The sequence below is a fragment of the Loktanella sp. F6476L genome, assembly GCF_023015725.1.
Classification (GTDB): Bacteria; Pseudomonadota; Alphaproteobacteria; order Rhodobacterales; family Rhodobacteraceae; genus Yoonia.
On record NZ_JALKAR010000022.1, the window covers coordinates 1 to 22,785 of the forward strand.

Below are 22,785 nucleotides of genomic sequence, written 5' to 3' on the forward strand. Positions count from 1 at the left end.
TCATCGAAAGGCTTTCCAGCACCGCACCCAGCACCAGATACATCAAGATGATAAAGAACATAACGGTCCAAGGACCAACATCCATTGCGGTGACCCATGACAAGATCGCGTCAGGCAAACCTGCAAAGCTAATGAAGTTCGAAAAGATCTCGGCGCCGATGACCAGAGCGAAAATCATTGCAGTCGTTTTGATCGTGTCTTCGCCTGGCGGGATATTCCCGCTTGGCGCCAGCAAACGCCGGTTGTTGAACCAATCAACCCATTTAAGGGTGGCATATTCGACCGCTTCAAAACTGCGCCATGGACCGCGACGATGATTGACTTCGGCTTTGAACAGGCCGTTGATCGTTTCGGCCAAGGCGTTGTCATAGGAATTTCCAACGCTGCCGACAGACGGCGCAATCTTCGCCTCTGCCAGCCGTTCGGTGTCTTTGATCGAAAGATATTGCGATCCGCGATTTGAGTGATGCACCCGTTTATTTTGTGCTGGTCCGCTTTGATGAATGGCCTGTTTCAACTCGCGCACTTCACGTTCCAAGGCCTTCATCTTCTCGGCTTGTTCGGTCGTTATGCCGCCGCGTTGGCCGGTATCAATCTCGACCTTCTTGCCTCATTCGTTCAGTGTTTGCGGCGCACAGCCGATCTTCGAGGAAATCGACACAATCGCCACCCAACGACTTTCATGCTGCCCTGCGCCATCCAATACCACCCGTACAGCACGCTCGCGCACTTCTGGAGAATACTTGTTCGTTGTCTTGCTCATAATGCTCCATCGTACTCATAAGTTGGAACCTCCAGCAAACGCGGCGCGGTTTAACCTTGCGTGATGATGGTGCGCGCTACGATCCTTTGCCCGTTCACGATGAAGTTTGAATGGTCATTGCTGCTGAGGTTCACGGAGATTTCGTGATCGCCCGCTGGCAAGTCAGGGATATGGAAGTTCGGCCCGTAGAGGCGTGCGATTTTGATGCCATCCACATAAAGGTGGGCGTGGCCTGTATTTTCGACGTTTTCGCTGTTCACCATTTCGGGCGTGAAACGGAAATTGTCGGTCGTCACTGACACATTCCAGCCGTTCATAGGGTCTTTTGTGACGGCGATTGCGATCTGCGGGGCGCCGACGGCTGGCACCTCTAACATCCCGTGTTGCATGTCGTGTGCCATCATATCGACTGCTGTCTGCTGCACGGGAAGATCGCGGAATAGTGGCGCGATGAGGACGCCGATCAGAACAGACGCAATGCTGAGGTAGATTAGATATGGAAATCGCAAAGAGATCTTAGACATCGTGAGGCACCCTGACGGTTTTCAAGTTTGTATTTTTGCGCCAATCAGGCACCAGCTTTCTGAGTTTCCACCGCTGGCCTGCGCCCAAAAGCAACAGGACAAGCGCGACGCCAATGATGGGCATATGACCGACAAATTCGACCAGCGCTGCTTCGTTGTTGCCTTCGATCAGGAACAAGACATTTGACGTCAAAAGCACCATAGACAGGGCAAGAACTGTCAGACGGGTGGTTGTTCCAAGCACCAGAATGATCCCGAAGATCACTTCGACAAATCCCGCCGATAGTGCAAACAGACGATCGGTCACGAATTCGAACCCAAGAGCAGGCAAGAAATTCCATGGGTTTGCAGCGAGGAAGCTTTCAGCCAAGATGGCACCGAACAGTTTTTCGGCCAACCCGAGCGTGATCAGCGAAATCCCGACAAGGATGCGCATGATTGCCACCGAAAACGGTTTGTACTGTGCGCGCAATTCTCGTGTTGGCAAGTTGTTGATCAGCAAGAAGATCGCAATGCCAACCATGCTGAGATATTCCAGTGCAGCGAGGACGCCAAATTGGATGGTCAGTCCGAGGTGGAGAATGATCAGCAGAATTGCCGCATGGCGCACAAAACGGTTGGCGATCAATAGAATTCCGATGATGGCCTGCAGGAAAATCAGTTTTGTCCCGAAGGCCCCATAGGCGACCAGATGGGGTGCCAGCAGCGCGCCTTCATATGCTGTCAGCAGCAATGACATGCCTGTGAAGATACGCAAAATTTCGATGAAATCATGCCGGGTTTCGCTGCCGACGACGCGGACCTCTGGTAGCTTTGTGTCCAACACGAAGGACGCAAGCACGATCATGATGGACATCGCTATCCAGATCAAAACCTCGGGGTCAGTGATGCGGTAAGCGACGAAATTTTCGATCGTTACGTTGGTGTCGACAAACCACCGAACGTGCGCAAAGGCCTGCGTCGCACTGAAGGTCAAAACAAGTATCAAAAATGCGCCCAGACTCAAAAGGAGCGCGGGACTTAGTTTATTTCCGATGGATGACATTGGCCGCCCTTACATTGCCTAACGCGTCACGAAATAGCGTGATGTAGGCGCTGGTCCAGCGGCAGCTGACAGATCTGTGATCGGCCTTTATGGCGAGACAATTGGCACTTCGATGACCGTTTTGCCACACAGATAGATAAGTGCGTGGTGCATTTCACGACGGGCACCATAAGGCACAGAACATAGGCGCGTTCTGCCTATCGACCAGCTGATTGTTCCACGACCGAAATTGCTTCGGCGGGCAGGGGAGGCGGCCTTAGACCGCCCGCACAATCACGTCGTACCGTTTGGTATGTAGTCGAAGTGATCGAACCGTGCTTCGCGTGCGCGGCCTGATGTGTCGATACAGTGCATCCCGACGAATGCGCCTGTAAATGATGCGTGTTCGCCGCGCCCTCCTTCATCCGAAATGATTGACGCGTCGAGAGTTTCGCCGATCTGTTGCCATTCCCCGCCTTGCCGCCACAGGAACTTTTGGGACGCGTGATCGACGTCGACCCGCATCTCGACCGGCCCGTCGGCGACGGGGATAATGTCGGACATCCATGACAGCACCCCGTCTGGCCAATCACCTGCGCAGGACACGACACGCAATGCACGTTGGCCGTTCTCATAGGTCAGGATCAGCCCATGGAATTTGCATCGGTTGTAATAGGTGAACAGACCCGCTGCCTGTTGGTAGGTGTCAGGGTCAAAGTCGACCTGCGTTTCGGCCGTGTAAGCGTGGTGTTCCTGCCGTCGCGCCAGCAGCGATTGTTCGAACCATGATCCCCAGCTTTCACGACCAGTCAGGACCACGGCACCCGGTTCAACGCGGAACAACCGATCTGGGTTCGGTGTGCGCAGCCATTGGAATTCGGGCGGAAGGAAGCCATCCGCGAAGTCACGGCGTATCGCCTGCGGCGCATGTGGCGTTGCGGTGATGCCCTTTGGGGCAGGGACCTCTTCACGCGGAACTTGGCTACCGTGTTCGAGGTAGAGCCAATCGTCGCGCCAGACACATTTTTCGATCCCTGTTTCGCGACCCATCGGGCAAAACTGACCCGTCCCGTTTGGACCGGACATCGGGCGACCCATCAGGAATGTGTGATACACTTCGCCCTCTGGCGTCTCGACCATCTGCCCGTGACCGGCGCGTTGAATTGGATGATCGGGCGCGTGTTTCGTCGTGATGACGTGTTTGTCGGGGTGATCTTCATAGGGACCAGCGATGTCGCGGGACCGTGACAGGGTGACCGCGTGCTCATAGCCTGTGCCGCCTTCGGCCGTGGTTAGGTAGTAATATCCGGCGCGTTTGAATAAGTGTGGCGCTTCGGTCAGGCCCCGATCTGTTCCGGCGTAGATATTTGTGATTGGGCCGGTCAGTCCGGCATCGGGAGACCATTCTTGCAACAAAATCCCGTCGAAGCGGTCATGCGCTGGGTTCACGCCAGAACCCGCGCCGCGGTGGTTCCACTGCATGTTGACGAACCATTTGCGCCCGTCGTCATCGTGGAACAAGGACGGGTCGAACCCCGAGGAATTGATGTACCATGGGTCACACCAGTCGCCATCGATCGTCTCGCAGGCGGTGATGTAGTTGTGCGCGTCCTTGAAATCCCCATCCAGGCGTTTGACATCTGTATAGATCAACCAGAATTTACCGTCGGCATGCGACAGACACGGTGCCCAAATCCCGCAGCTGTCAGGGTTGCCGCGCATGTCCAAAAGTGCCGCACGGTTCAACGGGCGGGCGACCAGACGCCAGTTCACAAGATCAGTAGAATGGTGGATTTCAACGCCGGGGTACCATTCGAACGTCGACACCGCGATGTAGTAATCCGATCCTACTCGGCAAATCGAAGGATCGGCGCGAAAGCCCGTCAAAATTGGATTACGGATCATGGTGTCAGTCCTTCAGTCGTGTACAGGGGCGCCGTCGCGGATCGGGATCGGCTGATTATAGATGCCGGCGCATCATGTTGACGGGGCGTTTTGTGTCAACCTTCAACGCCCTTTTCGCACGACGGCAGGTGGTGACATGCAACCTATGCATAACACCATTGATGACGCTCTACTTGCCCGCGCCTGCGCGTTTTGCTAATGTCTGGCACAGATCAGGGAGGTCCTGATCTACAAAATAATCGCAGCGGAGGTCGCGCGAGATGAGCAAGATGCACACATTGGCCGTGTTTATTGGCCGTTTCCAACCATTTCACATCGGTCACATGGATGTCGTCGATAGCGCATTGGCGCAAGCCGACAGTCTATTGATTTTGGTCGGCAGTTCTTATCGCCCCCGCAGTTGGAAAAATCCTTTCTCCTACAACGAACGCGTTTCGTTCATTCGTACCGCCACAGAAAATGCCGCGAAACCTGTCGCGACGTTGCCGCTGGTTGATACGTTGTACAACGACCGCGCTTGGACAACCAACGTGCGGACAGCTGTGACATTGCACATGCGCAAGGCTGGTTTGGACCCCGATGCAACCAAGATTGTCTTGGTCGGTTTGGAGAAGGATAAGTCGTCCAAATACCTGAACTGGTTTCCATCGTGGGAATTGAACGGTGTGGCACCTTCGGTCCACAACGGGGCCGTCGTAAATGCGACTGACTTGAGGGAAGGGTTGTTCTTTGGCGAAGGCGCGGATGGCTTAGCCGATCGATTTGGCAGCCAGCAGGTTGCCGCCGTTCAGCAATGGATGGCGCAAATGCCTGATGCAGCCGAGACAATCCGCAAAGAAGGTGCGTTCGTCCGCAGTTATCAGGATCGCATTGCGAAAGCAGAAGCTGTTTATGGGTACCCCATTCCGATCAACACTGCCGATGCCGTCGTGATCCAGTCCGGCCACATCTTGATGGTTGAACGCAAGATGGAACCCGGTAAGGGCCTGTGGGCGTTGCCCGGCGGTCATATCGACCCCGATGAAACCGCCGAAGAGGCCAGCCTGCGCGAGCTTTACGAAGAAGCAGGATTGGACATGCCGAAGGGTGCGATGCGGGGACGATTGCGTGCGCGCCGTGTGTTTGATCACCCTGACCGGTCTGAACGGGGCTGGGTGCGTACCGAGGCCTTTGTGTTCGAACTGCAAGATCGCAAGTCGCTTGAAAAACTCAAAGCAGGCGACGATGCAGCCAACGCCCGATGGGTCCCGATTACCGAGATCACACCAGATACTATTTTCGAGGATCACTTTGATATCATCCAAGCCCTCGTCCCTGATGTACCCTTTGCTTATTCGTCCATTTTGATGGCGCAAAGCTAAGGTCCATTGCCCGCAAAGAGCATATCTTTGCACACCAAATCTGCGGGAGGTCCGCAGGTTTCATATCCGTCCAAATCCGAGGAGGAACAGGACAATGACTTACGATCCCAAGGGCGCAAATGCGCTTTTCCCCAATGCCGTCGCCGTGGACAACATTCTGTTTGATACCGACAGTTACAAGCTTTCCCACTTCTCCCAGTATCCCGAAGGCACCCAGTTCGTGTCTTCTTATGTGGAACCGCGCCGTGCGTGGGGCCAGATTGATAAGGTTATGTTTTTTGGGTTGCAGATAGAGCTGGCCAAACTGGCCGGACGTGTTGTCACACAGGCGATGCTGGATGAAGCGATACCGTTTCTGAAAGCCCACGGTTTCGATATTTTCATAGATGGCTGGCAGTATATCATCGACGCTTACGATGGTCGTCTGCCGATCCTGATCGAAGCCTTGCCCGAAGGCACCCTTGCGCCAGTATCCATCCCGCAAATCCGGATAGAGAACACTGATCCGAATTGCTATTGGTTGGTTTCTTACCTCGAAACACGCTTGCTGCGGGCCATTTGGTATCCGTCAAGTGTAGCCAGCCTGTCTTACTTTGTGATGAACAGTATCCGCGACCGGCTTGCGTTAACTGACGGTGATCTTGCGGGTGCAGAGTTCAAGCTGCATGATTTCGGTGCACGTGGCGCGACATGCTTTGACGCGGCTGGCATCGGTGGGGCGGCGCACCTTGTCAGTTCTTTGGGTACCGACACTATTGCTGGATTGGTCTACGCACGTAATTTCTATGGGGCTGACATGGCTGGGTTTTCTATTCCCGCCAGCGAACACTCCACCATGACTGCGGCGGGCGAAGACGGCGAATTGGACCAGATGCGGCGGTTTTTGCTGCAGAACCCGGAAGGGATCATCGCCTGCGTCAGTGATAGCTACGATCTGATGCGCGCGGTCAAAGACTACTGGGGTGGTGCGCTGAAAGACGACGTTTTGGCCCGCGATGGTGTTCTGGTTGTGCGGCCCGATAGTGGCGATCCGCTAGAGATTGTCCCTGACGTAATCGAAGCACTGATGGCCAAGTTCGGGTACAGCCTTACCAAACAAGGTTACCGCATTTTGCCTGAAAAGGTCCGTGTGATCCAAGGGGATGGTGTTAACAAAGACTCTATCTTGGAGATCATGGATGTGATGATTGATCGCGGCTTGGCGATTGGAAACATCGCGTTCGGGATGGGCGGCGGTCTGCTGCAAAAGGTTGATCGCGATAGCTTTGGTTACGCGATGAAGGCGTCCGCGATTTTCTATGACGACAAGTGGCACGACGTGTTCAAAGACCCGATCACTGCAAAAGGCAGCAAGACTTCCAAGAAAGGGAAACAAGGCGTGATGCGGTCCGATTCAGGCGCGTTTGTCGCTAGACGAGCGGCAAACATACCAAAGGGTGCGGAAGCATTGGAATGTGTGTTCCTGAACGGTGAGATCAAGAAGGTGCAAACCTTCGATCAAATCCGCGCAACCGCGTGGCCCGTCGCCTAAGTGGCTATGACGAACTAGACCAGCGGCCTCTGCGGGGGCCGCTGATTTGATAAGGCAGCGTTGCCACACAGATAAACATATGCGTGGTAATTTTCCTCATTGGTATAGAATACCTTGGAGATAGTACAGATTAGCATTATACCACACAGATAAACATATGCGTGGTACACAATGGAAATGGAAATCAAAGAACACACGATGACGGCGAATTCCGCCTATATCGACCTACTTGATCTTCACCTCAGTGAAAGCCTGTCCGATATCCGCGGTATGCCGACCCAACGCATCCGCAATGGCCGCATATATTGGTACGATAGGTACCGGGTCGGGTCTGACACGAAAGAACGGTTTCTGGGCGAAGACAGCCCAGAACTGAACGCAAAGCTGAAGTCCTACAAGGCGCATAAGGACGACGCGAAAGCGCGTAAGGAACGGATGTCGTCGCTGGCGCGGATCATGACCGCTGACCGATTTATGCGGCTCGATAAAACGTCCGGGTCGCTTTTGTCGGCGATGGCAAAGGCAGGGTTTTTCCGTTTGGGCGGTGTCATCATAGGCACTTACGCGTTCCGTGCTTATGAGGGTGAGCTGGGTATCCGGCTAAGTGTAGAACAAGGGGCCTACACACAAGACATTGATATTGCGGGATTTGAACATCTGAGCGTCGCGATTTCCGAGACGGATCAGACAAGTCCGAAGGCTGGCGAAATCTTCAAGGATCTCAAATTCGAAGCGATCCCCGCGATGCCTAACGAACATATCTGGAAATGGACGCAGACCAAAGGCGAGGCCGTTGTCGAGTTCCTGGCACCGTCTTTTGGCAGCGAGGAATCCACCAAGTATCTGCCAGCGTTGGGGGTGTCGGCAAAATGTCTGAACCACCTCAACTACCTCCTTAGGGATCCCATCGATGCGGTTTTGAACTACGGATCCGGCGTACTCGTCAAAGTCCCGTCGCCGCAGCGGTACGCTATTCATAAGTTGATCGTGTCAGAGCGCAGGGCCGAAGGGCCAAGCCCGATCAAAGCCCGCAAAGACCGGATGCAGGCCGAATTGTTAATCAGCGTTTTGGCACAGGAACGACCAGACGCGCTTTGGGAGGCTTATCAAGAGGCATTAAGCGAGGGGCCCAAATGGGTCGCGCGTCTTGAAAGTGCATTGCAGAAGATGCCAAAGGTTTCGGGCGTTTTGAATGGGCTGAAGGGCGTGGAAGTTTGACCCTTTAGCAAACGGCTGTTTTATTTGCCGATGGCTTGTCCACATTCAAACTAATGAAGTGGGCTATTCTGTGTAACACGATTCTGTTTCTCTGTGGCGTTTGCGGTCACCGATGGTGTTAACGGAAAAAGTGCCGATTCGAATGTCACGGTCGCTACTTTGATGGTCGAGTTCGGCAATTTTTGGCCGCGCATTCAATGCAAGACTTGGTCAACATCCAAACATTATGGCTGGCCGTCAGAGCTCAATTTTCTTTTGCATTCGTCCGCTGGGCGACTTTTTTTTATTTGGGGGAGTTATCGCGTTTAACAATGTATAACATTTATTTAGACTTTTATTTCCAAATGCTTATCGCTACTTATGAGTTTCAAAAAGCATAAAAATACAAGCCAAGGATGTGATTCGAAGCGCTTCTCATATCGCGCTTTGACAAAAGTCTTATTGCCTAAAAATTTGTCATAACAATTCGGGATTCTGTGCCTTCATAGCAGGCGGTTAAAAATAACTTGCGATCCGTGCTCTCTCAGGCAATCATGTTAACTATTAGTAAGCTTTATGACGCCGCGGTCTTATTTTGGGCCGAATTCCGTCAATTATTAAATTTTTTAGGTGGTTAGGAAATGTATCATTTCGATTTCACTCAGACATCCAATTTGTGGACAACACAATCTAAAACTAAGCGCGCATTCGATATTTTTGTAGCAGCGACAATGCTTGTTCTCTTTGCGCCATCAATGCTGCTTATCGCAATTTGCCTCTTTCTGGTCAGCCCTGGCCCCGTCATTTATGCACACAAGCGGGTCGGGAAAGGCAATGTACCGTTTTATTGCCTCAAGTTCAGAACAATGGCGATCGACGCCGAGCAACGTCTCGAGGATTTACTTAACGCTGACCCTGAAATGCGTCGAGAATGGAAACAGACACGGAAATTACGGCATGATCCTCGAATTGTAGCCGGAATTGGAAATCTGTTGCGTAAATCAAGCCTTGATGAACTGCCGCAGATCATTAATGTTTTATGCGGTGATATGAGTATCGTTGGCCCGCGCCCAATCGTTGAAGATGAACTTGCGCACTACGGCGGCTTTAAAAATGCTTATCTTTCGGTGCGTCCCGGACTTACAGGTCCGTGGCAGACATCAGAACGGTCGGATGGATCATATGTATCTCGGGTGATGAAGGATGTGGATTACATCTACAATGCGAGTTTGCGCACCGATATTTCACTAATCTACACGACTGCGAGTAAGTTGGTAAACTTGCGGTTGGGTGGCGCTTACTAGTCAGGATCCTTTGGGCAGACGTCCGGCACTCAAGGCGGGGTCGGTTTCTGGGTGATCTGCTGAAAAGGCGAGATAGGAGTCAAGTAGAACAAGCGGCCCGCTGACGAGCCAAGCGGCGAGTAGCCAAATCCAAATTGCCCCCCCGAAGTTAAGGCCTAGAAATGGAAACAGTACTAACAATGAACCTGTAATTCCAAGGACACGACAATAGTGCATGTTTTCCTGCCTTTGCGACCCAACCATCTAAATTGGCGATAGATTTTTGTCGGTCTTATTGTTTGCTTCGATGGTCACGACCTTAGGGTTTCAAATGTACTTTCCAAAGCGTTTTGTAAAAAAGGTAAAAGGGGTGTGACATTATCGTGGTGGCGTGGCGAACATATTCCAGGCGGCGCAAGTGGCAAATTTATCGAAATTGTCGACGGATCGGGCCGTCTGCGGTAATCTGAATGTAAAGATATAATTCAAAGCGTGTATTTTGATGCTTTGATCAAGACCTAACATCATGCGCTGCGTGATGAATTTATTTTACGACTATTTGTACCGAGGTAATTAGTACATGGCGGAAGATACTAAGAAACTGGCGCTTGTCACAGGTGCTACGGGGTTCACTGGAGGGCGGCTGGCAGAATTGCTGGTCGCACAAGGCTACTGTGTCCGTGCCATGGTCCGAGAAACAGATGGCGCGGCGGCACACTCTTTGCGTGGGCACGGCGTCGAGACAGTCCAAGGGGATTTGACCGATACAATCGCGATCAAAGACGCGATGCAAAGCGTTACACATCTCTTTAACATCGCAGCTGCCTACCGTGATGCCAGTCATCCAGATGATTACTATTTTCAAGTGAATAGAGACGCTGTGCGTGACTTAATCGGCGCCGCTGAAAACGCCAGAGTTAGGCGCATTGTCCATTGTTCGACTTGCGGCGTTCATGGAGACGTGAGCGAAATTCCCGCTAACGAACAAACAGCGTTTCGGCCCGGTGACGTTTATCAACGTTCGAAACTAGAAGGCGAAGAGATTGCGCGCGAAGCTATGGCACGTGGCGTGCCCATCTCGGTGATCCGCCCAACTGGTATCTATGGTCCCGGTGATCTGCGATTTCTAAAATTGTTTCGCACTGTCGAAAACGGGACATTTCGAATGTTTGGTGACGGTGACATCGCGTACCATATGACGTACATCGACGACATTGTGCAGGGCTTAATTCTAGCAGCCGAACATCCTGCCGCGATTGGTGAAGTTTTCCTAATCGGGGACGAAAACTATACCACTCTCAATCGTTTGGTCGCCGAAGTTGCACGCGTTCTCGATGTTGCGCCACCACGCGGTCATTTGCCCGTTGCACCGCTGATGGCAGCCGCCGTTGTTTGCGAAGCAATCTGTAAGCCTTTTGGCATTGACCCACCTCTGCACCGACGGCGCGTGTCCTTCTTCACAAAAGCCCGCGCATTTTCAGTGGATAAAGCCAAACTAATGATCGGATTTCAGCCGCAGACGAGCCTTTCTGATGGATTGCGTCTAACTGCAGAGTGGTACCGCGACACCGGCAAACTGCCGCCTGCTAAGCCAAAGCGTGCAGCATGACTGCATCTGTGATTCCAGATATCGGGTCGCCCGATGCCGACTTGGACCCTTCAGGCGATAAGTATGCTCAGCGTTTTGCCGGTCCGGTGGGGGGATATTTGCTGTCACGTCAGACAGAAGCGTTGCTTGATCTTCTCAAGGATATGCCAAATGCGACTGTCCTCGATATCGGCGGAGGTCACGGACAATCCGCACGTCCGCTATTGGCAGCGGGACACAAAGTCACAGTCATGTCGAGCAGTCGTGCGGCGTGGGGTCAGATCGCCGACCTTGACCACCCCGAACTTGAACGAACGGTAGGACCGCTATTGGAATTGCCCTTTGCCGACAAAAGCTATGACGTGGTGCTGGCCTTTCGTATGATGGCCCATGTTGGCAATTGGCAGCAACTTTTGGACGAAATGACCCGGGTCTCGCGGCGTGCGGTGATCATCGATTTCCCGCTGCCTGGCGGGGCTAACTTGGCAAAACCAGCGCTTTTGTGGGCGAAGAAGCGGGCAGAAGGGAACACCCGCGACTACGCAACAATGGCTAGGCGCGATGTGCATAAGCACCTTAACGTGCGCGGTTTTGGCATCAAAGGTGAGGTGGGGCAATTTGTCATGCCGATGGTCGTCCACCGGACCATGAAATCACCATTTGTTTCGCGAACCACCGAGGCCGCGTTTCGAGCGATTGGATTGGACCGTGTCACGGGGACGCCGGTGGTTTTGCGCGCGGATCGCATGCCATGACTCGAATCGAGAACAGCAATTCCAATGCCGCGCCGGACAAGGACCGAGTGCTTGAGCAACTTCAAGAAGAAGGATCTGCTTTGGCAAAATACCAAACCTTCTTTGTTGGCAAACCCGGTTTTTGGCCATTTTTGAGATACGAATTCGCAACGTCTTTGGCGGGAGGCTTTCCTGGAGCTGCTGGCTATGCATTGCGAAAGGCATTGTATCCCGGATTGTTTGGTAAGACTGGTCGGGGTGTCAACTTCGGGCGCAATATCATTCTGCGCTGCCCGCCGCGTATAAACCTTGGCTGTGGTGTGGCTATCGACGATAATTGCACATTGGACGCACGGGGTGCCGCACAAGAAGGGGGATTGTCGATAGGTGACAACACGCTCCTTGCGCGCGATGTGATAGCCGTGGTGAAACAAAACCACCTGATAATTGGAAAGAGTGGTTCGATTGGCAGCCAAACCACGCTGTCCGCAGTGTCAGGAATACGGATCGGCGATCACGTCATTATAGCCGGTCAATGCTATATCGGAGGTGGGCGCTACCGCACTGATCTTGATGCTGGTCCAATGGTCCTACAGGGTCTTGAGACGCGCGGCGAAGTGGTGATCGGCAATGACGTCTGGATTGGTGCCGGGGCACGGATCCTTGATGGGGCGCGAATTGGCGACGGAGCCATCATTGCAGCAGGGGCTGTCGTCAATGGCGACGTACCTGCAAACGAAATCTACGGCGGTATCCCGGCGCGCTACATCTCCAGTCGCAAGTCTAGCGCAGAGGTGCTCAAGTGACCGCGAATTTGCCCGAGAAGTTGACGCGCCAGAGCGGTGGGCCGCTGAAAAAGTATCTTTTGCGCGTTGTGGGCAGCGAAAAAATAGGTCGGCTTATCCTGCACGAAGCAGTGACAATGTTTGTGTCACCAATACCGGGCGCATTGGGATTGGCCCTACGGCGATTATTCTTTCCGTTGCTCATTGGTGATTGCGGCCGCGGCGTTGCATTTTCGCGCGGCATCGTCTTGCGCTGCCCCAGCCGTTTGTCGGTGGGTGATGGCACGATGATCGACGACCGTGTCTTTTTCGATATCAAGAGCAGCGAAGCATCGCTGGCATTGGGTGCGCGTAACCAAATCATGCACGCAGTTCATTTTGAGACTGGATACGAAGGCAATATTACGCTTGGCGATGATTGTTTTATCGGGGCATTTGCCATTCTGAACGGACATGGCGGCATTAAAATTGGGAATAATGTGCTGATTGCTGGCCATTGTCATATCGTCGCCGGTAACCACCGATTTGAAGATCCCAGTGTCCCGATCACTGCCCAAGGCATTGACAGCCAAGGTATCACGATTGAAGACGATGTCTGGCTGGGTGCTGGTGTAAAAGTTTTAGACGGCATCACAATTGGACGCGGAAGTATTATATCCGCTGGCGCTGTGGTTAACCGTGACGTTCCGCCCCTGAGCATCATGGCAGGCGTCCCGGCACGTTTCTTGCGCAAGCGGGGAGAGGGCCCCATTCCCGCCGACGGACAGGCGGCCCCTTCATGACCGCGACCACGAAAAGCACGCTGCGCACCTATGTGCCGTTAATGATCAAGATCGCCGTGAGCCTTGGTTTGATCGCATATCTGCTATTTATCCAAATTGAAAACGTTGGTGATATCCACAGCGCAGTGTCACAAGCGGACCCATATCTACTGTTTGTGGCGTTTTCTTTGAACGTTATCGGCTATTTGATGTGTTCTTGGCGTTGGCAGATCTTGTTGCGTGCGCAACAGTTTGCAGCGCCACTGATTGAACTCATCCGCGCCTATACGATCGGTATATTTTTCAACTCATTTCTTCCGGGCGTCATGAGCGGCGATTTGATGCGTGCACTGGATATTTCAGATCGGGTGCCATCTTACACAAGGTCGTTCCTCATTCTGTTTGTTGAACGGCTGACGGGAATGTTTGGTCTGCTACTTCTGGCCATTATTGCGATGCCGCTGATTGGCTGGGATGTGGTATCGGAAACAGGAATTGGCTGGATACTACTGGCCGTCGCTGGCATCCTTTGCACGTTGACCGCCATTTTTCTAAGCGGTCAGATGCGTGCGGTGGCTTCACGGATGAGCCGTCTTCGCGGCCTTGGATGGATGAAAGGGATCGTCGAAAAGATAAATGAGACGTCAATGCTGTTTGCCGCGCGGATGCGCGTCATCTATGGTTGTATCGGAATTTCGGTTATCTTTCAGGCCAATGTGGTGCTTCACTACTGGTTGATTGGTGAATCACTTGGCATTGACCTACCGTTCGCAGTTTATTTCGCCATCATTCCGGTTTCTCTCTTTCTTATGATGATACCGGCGTCGGTGAACGGGATCGGTATTCGCGAACAGGCTTTCATATTTTTGTTCGGGCAATTTGGTTTGGCGGCAGAACTTGCTGTTTCACTTGCTTGGATCGCGTTTGCCATGGTGCTCTTGCAAGCTGTCGTTGGTGGGATCGTTTTTTCGCTGCGGCGCAAACGATCAAAGCATGCGGCGGTCAGATTATGATGTGTAAAGGCTCACCAATCCAACGATACCACCACGCGCAACCTTTGGAAGCATTGCGACGTCACAATGAGAATGCGCATGTCAGAGCTTGAAGAAAGGTTGACGAGATCGCACGAAATGCTTGCTGGATCAGATGATTTGACCAACAGGGGCAATATGCGGCGGGTTTGGATTTCGATCGGGATTATTCTGGCGGCATTGGTGACACGGGTGGGTCTGCTGGGAGCCCCTGCCGAATTTGACGAATTTTATCACTATATCCCAGCACTTGGGTGGCCGGAAACTGGCGAACTGCGCATCCTTGATGGCAGTTACACGCGGGCGTCGGCCTATACATTAGCTGTTGCACGATTTCTTGACGTGACGGGTCAGAATAGTCTGTTTGCAGCGCGCCTTGTTTCGCTGCTTCCCGGGCTGCTTTTACCTTTGGTATTGTTCTGGTGGGTTCGTGCGCATGTGGGTGAAACCGCTGCAGTCATTGCAACAGCCTTCGCTATTTTGTGGCCTCAAGGCATCTTGGAATCGCAGTTGCTGCGGTTCTACTCGCTTCATGTCTTGCTCTTCTTTGCCGGTGCAGTCTCGGTTTATGCCGCTGTCATAGAACAAGGACCGCTGCGGTGGGTTCAGGCCATTGCTGCAATTGGATTTTTAGGGGCAGCGATGGCCTTACAGATTACGACATTCGTTGCCTGTGGTGGAATTGTCGTTTTTTTGGTCGGGCATGTGCTGTTGCGATTGCATCCATCCAGACGCTGGGTCTGGGGGATCGGTAGTCTCGTTCTGATCGTGGTTGCGCTCGTGACTGTTTGGCCGACCGGCGCGCTTGATCAGGCCTGGGCGTTATACCGGTTTTCACCTGATCACGCGATCGCAACGCGTGATTATGCCGCGTACTACCACAACAGCCTGCGTCGCGCCTATGAAACCTTCTGGCCGCTTTTCCCGGTGGCTGCCCTATTCGCGTTACGCCTGAATGCACGGCTGACTTGGTATTGCGTTGCTGTCTTTAGCACGGTGCTGGTGGTGCAGTCGTTTGGGGCGATGAAAGCGGATAGATATATTTCCGGCGCGATGCCGTTCTTTTTTGTGATCTGGGGAATGGCGGCGGTGCAGATTATGCGGGTTTGCCGCCCATATTTATCTTCGGTTGCAATGTTGGGCTGCACTGGCTTCCTTATGGCGTCGAATGGTTTTGTGATATCTTCAGCAAAAATGGCATTGGGGGGCGGGTATGACGCACGATTTCGACAAGATTTCTCGGGCGTGTCCGACCTGCTGGCATCATTGGATGACGACATTTTCGTAGCCACTACTCACGAATTGCACATGGTAGTGGAAACCGGTGGCTATAACATTGATGTCCGTCAGCAAGCGGGATGGGAAGCCGAATTCGATCCGAACGCTATCTTTGGACTTGATCCGCGCACGGGGCGCTATGCCGTCAGGGGAGAGGCGGGTTTGGAAATGCTATTAGGCTGCGTGCAGTCCGGCGTGATGATCACGGTTAATAATGTCTGGCAAGGAGAGCGTATTGGTGAACCATTTCGTCGTGCCGCTGCGGCGCAGGATGTTTCTTTCGATGTTATAGCTGCAGGCATGCTTGTCGCGGTTCACTGGCAGACGGTTTTACTAAAAACGCCGCAATGTGAAGGCGTCCCTGACTTATATTATTAACCTGTTTGGTTGTTTGCGATTTGCTACTCGGAAAGAGTAGAAAATATTTCATCAACCGTTACTATCACAGATAGGTTTCGATTTGGCTGACCTTCATTAGCCGTAAGATTTTTTGTACGCCGCGTAATCATTTCGAAGATTCAACTATTTTACAAATATATGCAGGATTGTCTGCCATGCTCTATTCGCCGTCGCATCAGTTTATTTACGTCCATATATACAAAACCGGCGGAGAGTCGGTCATGGCAGCGCTGCGCAAATATTGTCCTATATATCAACGCAATCGCTATATTCGTAAATCTGTTCAGATATTTCCGGTCGCCGCACGGCCTGTCATGGATTGGCGTGCGGCGTTGGTGAACCGCCAACACATGACCGCTGAACAAATCCGTGATGTGATGCCAACCCATTTGTTTGATGCTGCGACTAAATTTGCCTTCGTGCGCAATCCTTGGGATTGGCAGGTGTCGGAATATTCTTACGCACGTCAATCATCGGCACACCCCCATCATGATCAGGTGCTTGGTTTTGGTGATTTCGAAACATACATCCGGCACAAGTGTGAAAATGACACGCGTCTGCAATGTTCATTCATCTATGACAAAACCGGGAAGCGTTTGGTGCAATATATCGGGCGATTTGAAGCATTGAACGATGATTTCACCCGGATATGTGCGGAACTTGGACTTACGGAAAGCCTACCCCACGTGAATGCATCCAAGCGCAAACGTGACTGGCGGTCGTATTACGATGACAAGACGTATGATATGGTCCGCGAGGCCTACAGTCTTGATATCGAAACCTTCGGGTATTCGGAAAGCAGCACATCGGCACATGTGATTCCGGATCACCTCAACGCTCCGGCGGGGTGGCACGAATTACCGGTTGGCGCGATCGCCTGACGCGACACTTCATGTGGCTCTGTTTTTTAGCCAGCTGGACGTCGCGCCAGATAGATTGTGTCGCCCCGTGTCAGGGCATAACGCGCGGCCTGAGCACCATCGGCGACGACCAATTCCAGATCAAATCCTGCCGCGCGAATGCGGTCTTCGATATCACTCCCGAAGAACAGAACATGGTCCGCCTGCCCAAAGTGGCGATGTCGCGCGTCTGGAGTCATAATTGACGCATCTTCATAGCTCTCGGGCCACGAATGGACGACTGGAGTTGTCAGCATCGCTAGACCACCAGGGCGTAGAATGCGCCGCAGTTCGGGCAGCGCTTTGCTATCGTTCACATGTTCTAGCACATGGTTCGCCATTACGGTGTCCACTGACGCGTCTGGCAGTTCAATATTCTCCATGTCCAACACCAAATCAGCGCGGCCCGGCGTAATATCCGCAGTCCGATACTGCGTACTGCGCGCACGCAATTCTGTTTCTAGACAAGCCTCTGGCGCAAAATGCAAAAAGCTTCCAAAGCCGCGCTGGGGTGCCGACCCGTCGAGCCAGTTCTTGATAAATCGATGTCGTTCTCGGGAATGGCAGTCAGGGCACTGGCCATCAAAGCGGATCGCATTAGAACCGAATATGGGATCGAAATGTCCCTTATATCCGCAAAGAGAACATTCGTAGGATTGCTGTTCACCGGCCGGACGAGACTTTTCGACAAATTCTTTGATTACGCGTTCACGACGATATTGCGACATGCGGGACGCCAATTGCGTGACGGCTTGCATGCCAATCTTATTTATTGTTTTCAATTGAAGGTTTCTCCCATGTGTCGCGATGCAAATCCGGGGTGGCGGGACGTGGTTCAAAGTTCCGACGGGTGTTTGGTTGTGCCATGCCAATCTGAGGCATAATTTTTTCGGTCATAAAGCGCGATAACTTGCGTTCAAATGCAGGACGACTGAATTCGCTTTGCACCCTGATTTGTGCAGCATTTGCGAGCCGCGACCGCAGTGACGGATCGTCAATCAAAGCAGTGATCCCGCGGGCCATGCTGGCCGCGTCGGGGTCGACCAACATTGCAATATCGTCGTCCAGTACCTGCGTGTGCGTCGGTAACCGCGTCGCCAATAGGGGGCGACCCGAATCGAGATAGCTGTAAACTTTCATCGGCGTATTGCGGCCTTTGGTGCGCGGCGACGCCACGATGGTTGCCTGCGCGAGATACCGTCCAATTTGCGCGACAGGACGGGGGCCAAGGATCGAAACTTGCGCGGTTATGCCTAGTTTTTGGGCACGTTCGCGTAGCGCGGATATATGCGCCGGCGCTCCGCCGATAATGACTAGCTGTGCGATAGCACCCTTCGCAACTGCGGCGGCAAAGCCGTCTAACAACAGATCCACGCCCTGATAAGCTTCCAAATTTCCGACATACATGATGACTGGAACATCAAACTGACAATCCTCGGGCACCGGCAAGGACGGGGCGTCATCGGTTAGCGGAATGTCTTCGAGTGTTTGGATGGGAAGGTCGGGCGCATGGGCGCGCGTAATATCGGCAAGCGCACGGCAACAGGTGATCGCGCCAATTGCTCCGCGGGCAGCGCGGCCTTCGGCGCGTTCGAATAGCCGTACAAGCCAACTCGGTAAATTGAATTTGTCACCTAACTGCTCTGGAATAGAGCTGTCGATATCGCAGATATAAGGAACACCAAAAAAGCGGCGTAGGACCAGCGCAATATATGCCGACTCTTCGACAGCAATCACAAGATCGTGCCGTCCCCGCCTGATTAGAGTGGCAGCTTTTGGCAGCATGACGATATCGGCAATTAGTTTCCGAATGGAAAACCCAGGGCCAATGTCTGAGAGGAAACCCAAATGAGGAATGCGATGAACATCGACGCCGTTGATATCCAACTGCTTTCCGCCGGGGAACACTAGTAAATCAATGTGGTGGCCTTGCTTGGCCAATGCGGTCGCTAAATTGCGCACGGCAATAGGCGTTCCGCGTTCGATGAAAAAGGGCTGTGGCGCAAGTATCAGTACATCCATCAAAACCCCCTCGAAAGAGTAGCAATCGAGCCGAAATATCCTGAATACAAATGCTCTGAATGGCATGTGCATATGGATTGATTCTTGGGCCAGAAAAATTGGCCGCTCACGTGTCGCAGGGACATCATGCTAAAAGTCACTCGCTCAAAAAATAATACGTGGGCGACAATAACTTGCCCAACATGATTATTGCGCGTTCGGGGCATTACGGCAAGAAAAACATGATCTAGGCTATCAGCTGCTTCATTCATGATCAAAAAATATGCACTAATTCGATTGAATCTTTTCAGGTATTGTATTGTTTTTAATCAAACCATTGCGCAGTTTAGGCATGTCGGCGATGCTGGATGGATAGCCTGAGCGGAGAAAAGAATGCAGAATATCGATGCAGGGTTAGCGCCAATCTGTGCAGATCAAGCAGCGGATTTAGGCCTGCATGGTCCGTCTAAAGCCCATTGTTTTGACTTTGTAATTTTGCGCCTGCATCAGTTTAGGACATGTTAATTTGAAGCGAAAATCAGCTTCACGGCCTACATTCTTTGCGAACGTCAGCGCCATGGCGGGTGGTCGGGTTTTGTCGATTGTCGCCCAAATACTGATTCTGCCGATTATTGCGCGCTATCTCACGACATCCGAATTTGGCGCTGTGGCGCTGGCTATGGGCATAGTCGTTCTGGCCCAATTGCTAAGCGACGGGGGCCTAGGTAAATCCTTGGTACGGCGACCCGATTATGTCGCGGAAGAATGGGATAGCGTGTTTTGGCTGTTGGCTGGAATCGGCACTTTGCTGAGCGCCGTTCTATTCATGACCGCACCGCTGTGGGAGGCACTGTTTGCGATGCCCGGTCTGACCGAGTTGATACGGGTCCTTTCTATTATTCCCATGATCCAATCGCTTTCGGCTGTCTTCAATGCGGCACTAGAGCGCGACGATCGCTTCGTGTTGTTGGGTGGCTTACGTATCGTTTCCGTCATACTCAGCCTTGGTGCTGCAATTGGGCTTGCGACGAACGGTTTCGGGGCGTGGAGCCTTGTCATGCAGCAAATCGTGCTCTTCACAACACTTACCATCGGCGCAGTGATCGCAAGCCCGTTTCGTCCGCGGCTACGGCTCAGACCCAAGTGGCTCAGGGGGCACCTGCGGTTTGCGCGCGATACGGTCGGAACTTCGCTCGTGTTTACACTGCAGCGACAGGCGCCAATCATGATGCTTGGTTTTGTGTTGGGTGCGGGGCCGCTTGGGCTTTATTCGATGGCACTGCGGTTGCTGCGATTGCCCGAACTCGGTCTGGCCGGACCGGCTTCACAGGTCGTGTTTGTGCGGATGGCGCGGCGATCCTCGGACCCTGCAGGCATTGGTGCCCTCTACCTCGCGGCACTCCGCCTGCTTGCTTTAGTCATTGTACCGGGTATGTTCTGTCTTGCTGGGTTTGCGCCCGAATTGATTCCACTCTTGCTGACCGATCGGTGGGGGAACGTTGCGCTTATCTTCGCGCTGGCAGCACCAGCTTTTGCGATCGAATCGACGACATCGATGGCAGGTATGGCCTTTCTCGCGGCGGGGCAGACGACGCTGAGATTGCGGATGGCAACCGAACGCGCAATCCTGCAGATCGCGACGATCGCAATTTCGGTGCCATTCGGCATTAATGCTCTGGCGTTTGCGCTGTCACTCTTCGCAATAATCTATACGCCACGGTTATGGTGGTACGCCGGACGAATAGCCCCATTTTCGCGAAAAAAAGCATTAGGTGCAATTGCTTGGCCGGTTCTATCAGGCATTTTCATTTGGCTGATATTAGCAATGCTCGTTTCTTCGCTTGAAAACCAAACTGCCGTATTTTTGTTTGTTCTCGCTATTGGAATGGCGGTAATTGGTTGGGTGCTTGCTGCACTGCCCCAATTAAGCGAATTGCGAGGTGCAATCGCATTATTTCGCAAAGACGAAGGCACCGTCGCGCAAGTTAAAGATTCAACCTGAAATTGTTAGCCGTCTATACGGATCCGTAAAACTTGCCGTATTGCGAAACCAAAAGTATCATGTGAGTCTAATTTTTTCGATTTCTTTAAGACTAATATATTTTTGTAAACGCCTTTAGGAGGTAAGTTGTGTTCATAGACACTCTAGATTCGCTGGATTCCAATTTTTGGTCTGTTTCCGACTTTTCTGTCGATGCCAGCTGGAACCACACTGCATGGAATGCCGATTACTTACAGCTGTCCCAAGGTGAAGTGAGCCTGAATTTCGACGGCGCCGATTCCGGTACAAAAGATTTTACCGGAGCCGAGTTGCAGTCGCAGCAATTCTTTGGCTACGGCTCTTATGAAATTGTCATGGCACCATCGGATACCTCCGGCGTCGTGTCGTCTTTTTTTCTATATAACAATACGTTCTTCGGCGGTTCACAGCACAACGAAATCGACATTGAATTCTTGGGTGATGACACGACGCAAATTCACCTCAACTATTACTACGATGATCAACGGCTCGGCGCGACACAGACTGTTGTCGTCGACCTAGGGTTTGATGCGGCGGCTGAACTCCATGCATATCGCATTGATTGGATGCCCGACGGCATCTCTTGGTACGTCGATGATGCGCTGATTTTCAATGTTGCGGCGGCGACTGCGCCTGTCCCGATTCCAGACGAAGGCATGAAAATGTTCATGAACATCTGGAGCGGCGGTGCCGATTTGGAAAATTGGCACGGGCCTGTTGCACCAGACGCCACCGGCACGGCACGCTACGATTCCGTCAGTTATACGCCTGTTTTGGCCCCGGTTGAGGGCACTGAAGGAAAAGATCGACTGAAAGCCGTTCCATTTATGCCTACGATCATGCACGGCTATGGCGGTGACGATGGATTGCAGGGCGGAGACACCGACGACTTCGTCTATGGCGGTACGGGCCGGGACTGGATCATGGGGCATGGCGGAAATGACGTGCTGGACGGTGGTGAGGGCCAAGATGTTCTTGGTGGTGGTACAGGTGCGGATGTTTTTCAGTGGGACGTCGCTTCGCTTGGGGACTGGCGGGACCGCATCGATGATTTCACCCCATCTGAAGGTGATGTGATCGATATCTCTGCGATTTCCGCAGCTTATGGCTGGGATGCTGCGGCCGCAGAAGCTGCAATTACGGTTTTGGTCAGCTCGCGCGGGACCAAAATCAATATTGAAGTGCCTGACATGGGATTGCTCCCGCTCGTAGAACTACGTGATGTTACGCCGGCTGAGATTTCGGTTGCAGCGGGGACGTTGCGGTTGGTGGCGGGGCCTCCTCCGGGATCTGCGGATGACGATGGGAACATGGCGCTGGCTTTGGGTGCTGGCATGACCGATGCCACAATTGCACCGGGCGAAGAGACCGCCGTGACGCTTGATCTGACCGGTCTTGATGCTGACGCCACCGCAACGGTGACGATCCTTGACGGGGCGGGCGGGTCTGTTTCAGCCCCGCTGGCCGCAGACGGCACAGCCACGCTCGACGTCAGCGCTCTGGCCGACGGCACAGCCACAACCCGCGTCACCGCAACAGACGCAGAAGGCAACACAACAACACTCAACGGGCCTGCTTTGCTGCTTGATTTTGCACCGGATACATCTGCGGATGAAGACGGCAATCTTGGGATCACGGCACCCGATCTGGCGATTGATGCCACCGAAGTTGCAGCTGTGACGCTGACAGCCACAGGTCTGG

19 protein-coding genes and 1 pseudogene are annotated in these 22,785 nt (G+C 52.8%); 13 read left to right on the forward strand and 7 right to left on the reverse strand.

Features of this window, described 5'->3' with window-relative positions; all coding sequences use genetic code 11:
* The 5 genes and pseudogenes from MWU61_RS19070 to MWU61_RS19090 form a co-directional block, all read right to left on the reverse strand.
* Positions 1-178 (reverse strand): TRAP transporter large permease subunit (locus tag MWU61_RS19070; RefSeq protein WP_247130079.1); only part of this gene is annotated, 178 nt, incomplete at its 3' end.
* 27 nt (positions 179-205) lie between these two features.
* Positions 206-763: pseudogene (locus MWU61_RS19075) on the reverse strand (integrase core domain-containing protein); the annotation flags it as partial.
* Between the two features lie 50 nt (positions 764-813).
* Positions 814-1,287: a hypothetical protein gene (locus tag MWU61_RS19080; RefSeq protein ID WP_247130060.1), complete on the reverse strand. Its 474-nt coding sequence runs from the start codon at positions 1,285-1,287 to the stop codon at positions 814-816.
* A complete protein-coding gene (locus MWU61_RS19085; protein WP_247130061.1) occupies positions 1,280-2,275 on the reverse strand; it encodes a hypothetical protein in 996 nt (331 codons plus the stop codon). The genes MWU61_RS19080 and MWU61_RS19085 overlap by 8 nt, the downstream gene beginning before the upstream one ends.
* 330 nt (positions 2,276-2,605) lie before the next feature.
* Positions 2,606-4,216, reverse strand: a complete 1,611-nt coding sequence (locus tag MWU61_RS19090) for a glycoside hydrolase family 43 protein (RefSeq protein ID WP_247130062.1) — start codon at positions 4,214-4,216, stop codon at positions 2,606-2,608.
* 260 nt (positions 4,217-4,476) lie between these two features.
* Here MWU61_RS19090 and MWU61_RS19095 point away from each other — a divergent pair, with 260 nt between their 5' ends.
* The 11 genes from MWU61_RS19095 (at position 4,477) to MWU61_RS19145 (ending at position 17,045) form a co-directional block, all read left to right on the forward strand.
* Entirely contained in the window at positions 4,477-5,577 is a 1,101-nt protein-coding gene (locus MWU61_RS19095) for an NUDIX domain-containing protein (RefSeq protein WP_247130063.1), read from the forward strand.
* A 94-nt stretch (positions 5,578-5,671) separates the two neighbouring features.
* Positions 5,672-7,108 carry a nicotinate phosphoribosyltransferase gene (locus tag MWU61_RS19100; protein WP_247130064.1) on the forward strand — a complete coding sequence of 479 codons (1,437 nt, stop codon included), beginning with the start codon at positions 5,672-5,674 and terminating at the stop codon, positions 7,106-7,108.
* 177 nt (positions 7,109-7,285) lie between these two features.
* Positions 7,286-8,326 carry a GSU2403 family nucleotidyltransferase fold protein gene (locus MWU61_RS19105; RefSeq protein ID WP_247130065.1) on the forward strand — a complete coding sequence of 347 codons (1,041 nt, stop codon included), beginning with the start codon at positions 7,286-7,288 and terminating at the stop codon, positions 8,324-8,326.
* A gap of 620 nt (positions 8,327-8,946) precedes the next feature.
* Positions 8,947-9,609 (forward strand): sugar transferase, encoded by a 663-nt coding sequence (locus MWU61_RS19110; RefSeq protein ID WP_247130066.1) that lies wholly within the window; start codon positions 8,947-8,949, stop codon positions 9,607-9,609.
* Between the two features lie 559 nt (positions 9,610-10,168).
* Positions 10,169-11,197, forward strand: coding sequence for an NAD-dependent epimerase/dehydratase family protein (locus MWU61_RS19115; RefSeq protein WP_247130068.1), 1,029 nt, complete (start codon positions 10,169-10,171; stop codon positions 11,195-11,197).
* Positions 11,194-11,931 (forward strand): class I SAM-dependent methyltransferase, encoded by a 738-nt coding sequence (locus tag MWU61_RS19120; protein WP_247130069.1) that lies wholly within the window; start codon positions 11,194-11,196, stop codon positions 11,929-11,931. The genes MWU61_RS19115 and MWU61_RS19120 overlap by 4 nt, the downstream gene beginning before the upstream one ends.
* Positions 11,928-12,716 (forward strand): acyltransferase, encoded by a 789-nt coding sequence (locus MWU61_RS19820; protein WP_281502268.1) that lies wholly within the window; start codon positions 11,928-11,930, stop codon positions 12,714-12,716. Before MWU61_RS19120 ends, MWU61_RS19820 begins: the two co-directional genes overlap by 4 nt.
* The gene (locus MWU61_RS19910) at positions 12,713-13,477 is read left to right on the forward strand and encodes an acyltransferase (protein WP_247130070.1); all 765 of its coding nucleotides are present in this window, start codon (positions 12,713-12,715) and stop codon (positions 13,475-13,477) included. Before MWU61_RS19820 ends, MWU61_RS19910 begins: the two co-directional genes overlap by 4 nt.
* Positions 13,474-14,469 carry a lysylphosphatidylglycerol synthase transmembrane domain-containing protein gene (locus MWU61_RS19135; RefSeq protein WP_247130071.1) on the forward strand — a complete coding sequence of 332 codons (996 nt, stop codon included), beginning with the start codon at positions 13,474-13,476 and terminating at the stop codon, positions 14,467-14,469. Before MWU61_RS19910 ends, MWU61_RS19135 begins: the two co-directional genes overlap by 4 nt.
* A 360-nt stretch (positions 14,470-14,829) precedes the next feature.
* Positions 14,830-16,143, forward strand: a complete 1,314-nt coding sequence (locus tag MWU61_RS19140; protein WP_247130072.1) for a hypothetical protein — start codon at positions 14,830-14,832, stop codon at positions 16,141-16,143.
* A gap of 176 nt (positions 16,144-16,319) precedes the next feature.
* A complete protein-coding gene (locus MWU61_RS19145) occupies positions 16,320-17,045 on the forward strand; it encodes a sulfotransferase family 2 domain-containing protein (RefSeq protein WP_247130073.1) in 726 nt (241 codons plus the stop codon).
* 26 nt (positions 17,046-17,071) lie between these two features.
* Here the strand turns inward: MWU61_RS19145 and MWU61_RS19150 are convergent, their stop codons facing one another.
* A complete protein-coding gene (locus MWU61_RS19150; protein WP_247130074.1) occupies positions 17,072-17,821 on the reverse strand; it encodes a class I SAM-dependent methyltransferase in 750 nt (249 codons plus the stop codon).
* A gap of 7 nt (positions 17,822-17,828) precedes the next feature.
* Positions 17,829-19,085 carry a glycosyltransferase family 4 protein gene (locus tag MWU61_RS19155; protein WP_247130075.1) on the reverse strand — a complete coding sequence of 419 codons (1,257 nt, stop codon included), beginning with the start codon at positions 19,083-19,085 and terminating at the stop codon, positions 17,829-17,831.
* Positions 19,086-19,590: 505 nt separating this feature from the next.
* Here MWU61_RS19155 and MWU61_RS19160 point away from each other — a divergent pair.
* On the forward strand, positions 19,591-21,066 hold the full coding sequence (locus MWU61_RS19160) for a lipopolysaccharide biosynthesis protein (RefSeq protein WP_247130077.1): 1,476 nt from the start codon (positions 19,591-19,593) through the stop codon (positions 21,064-21,066).
* 128 nt (positions 21,067-21,194) lie between these two features.
* Positions 21,195-22,785 (forward strand): family 16 glycosylhydrolase (locus MWU61_RS19165; protein ID WP_247130078.1); only part of this gene is annotated, 1,591 nt, incomplete at its 3' end.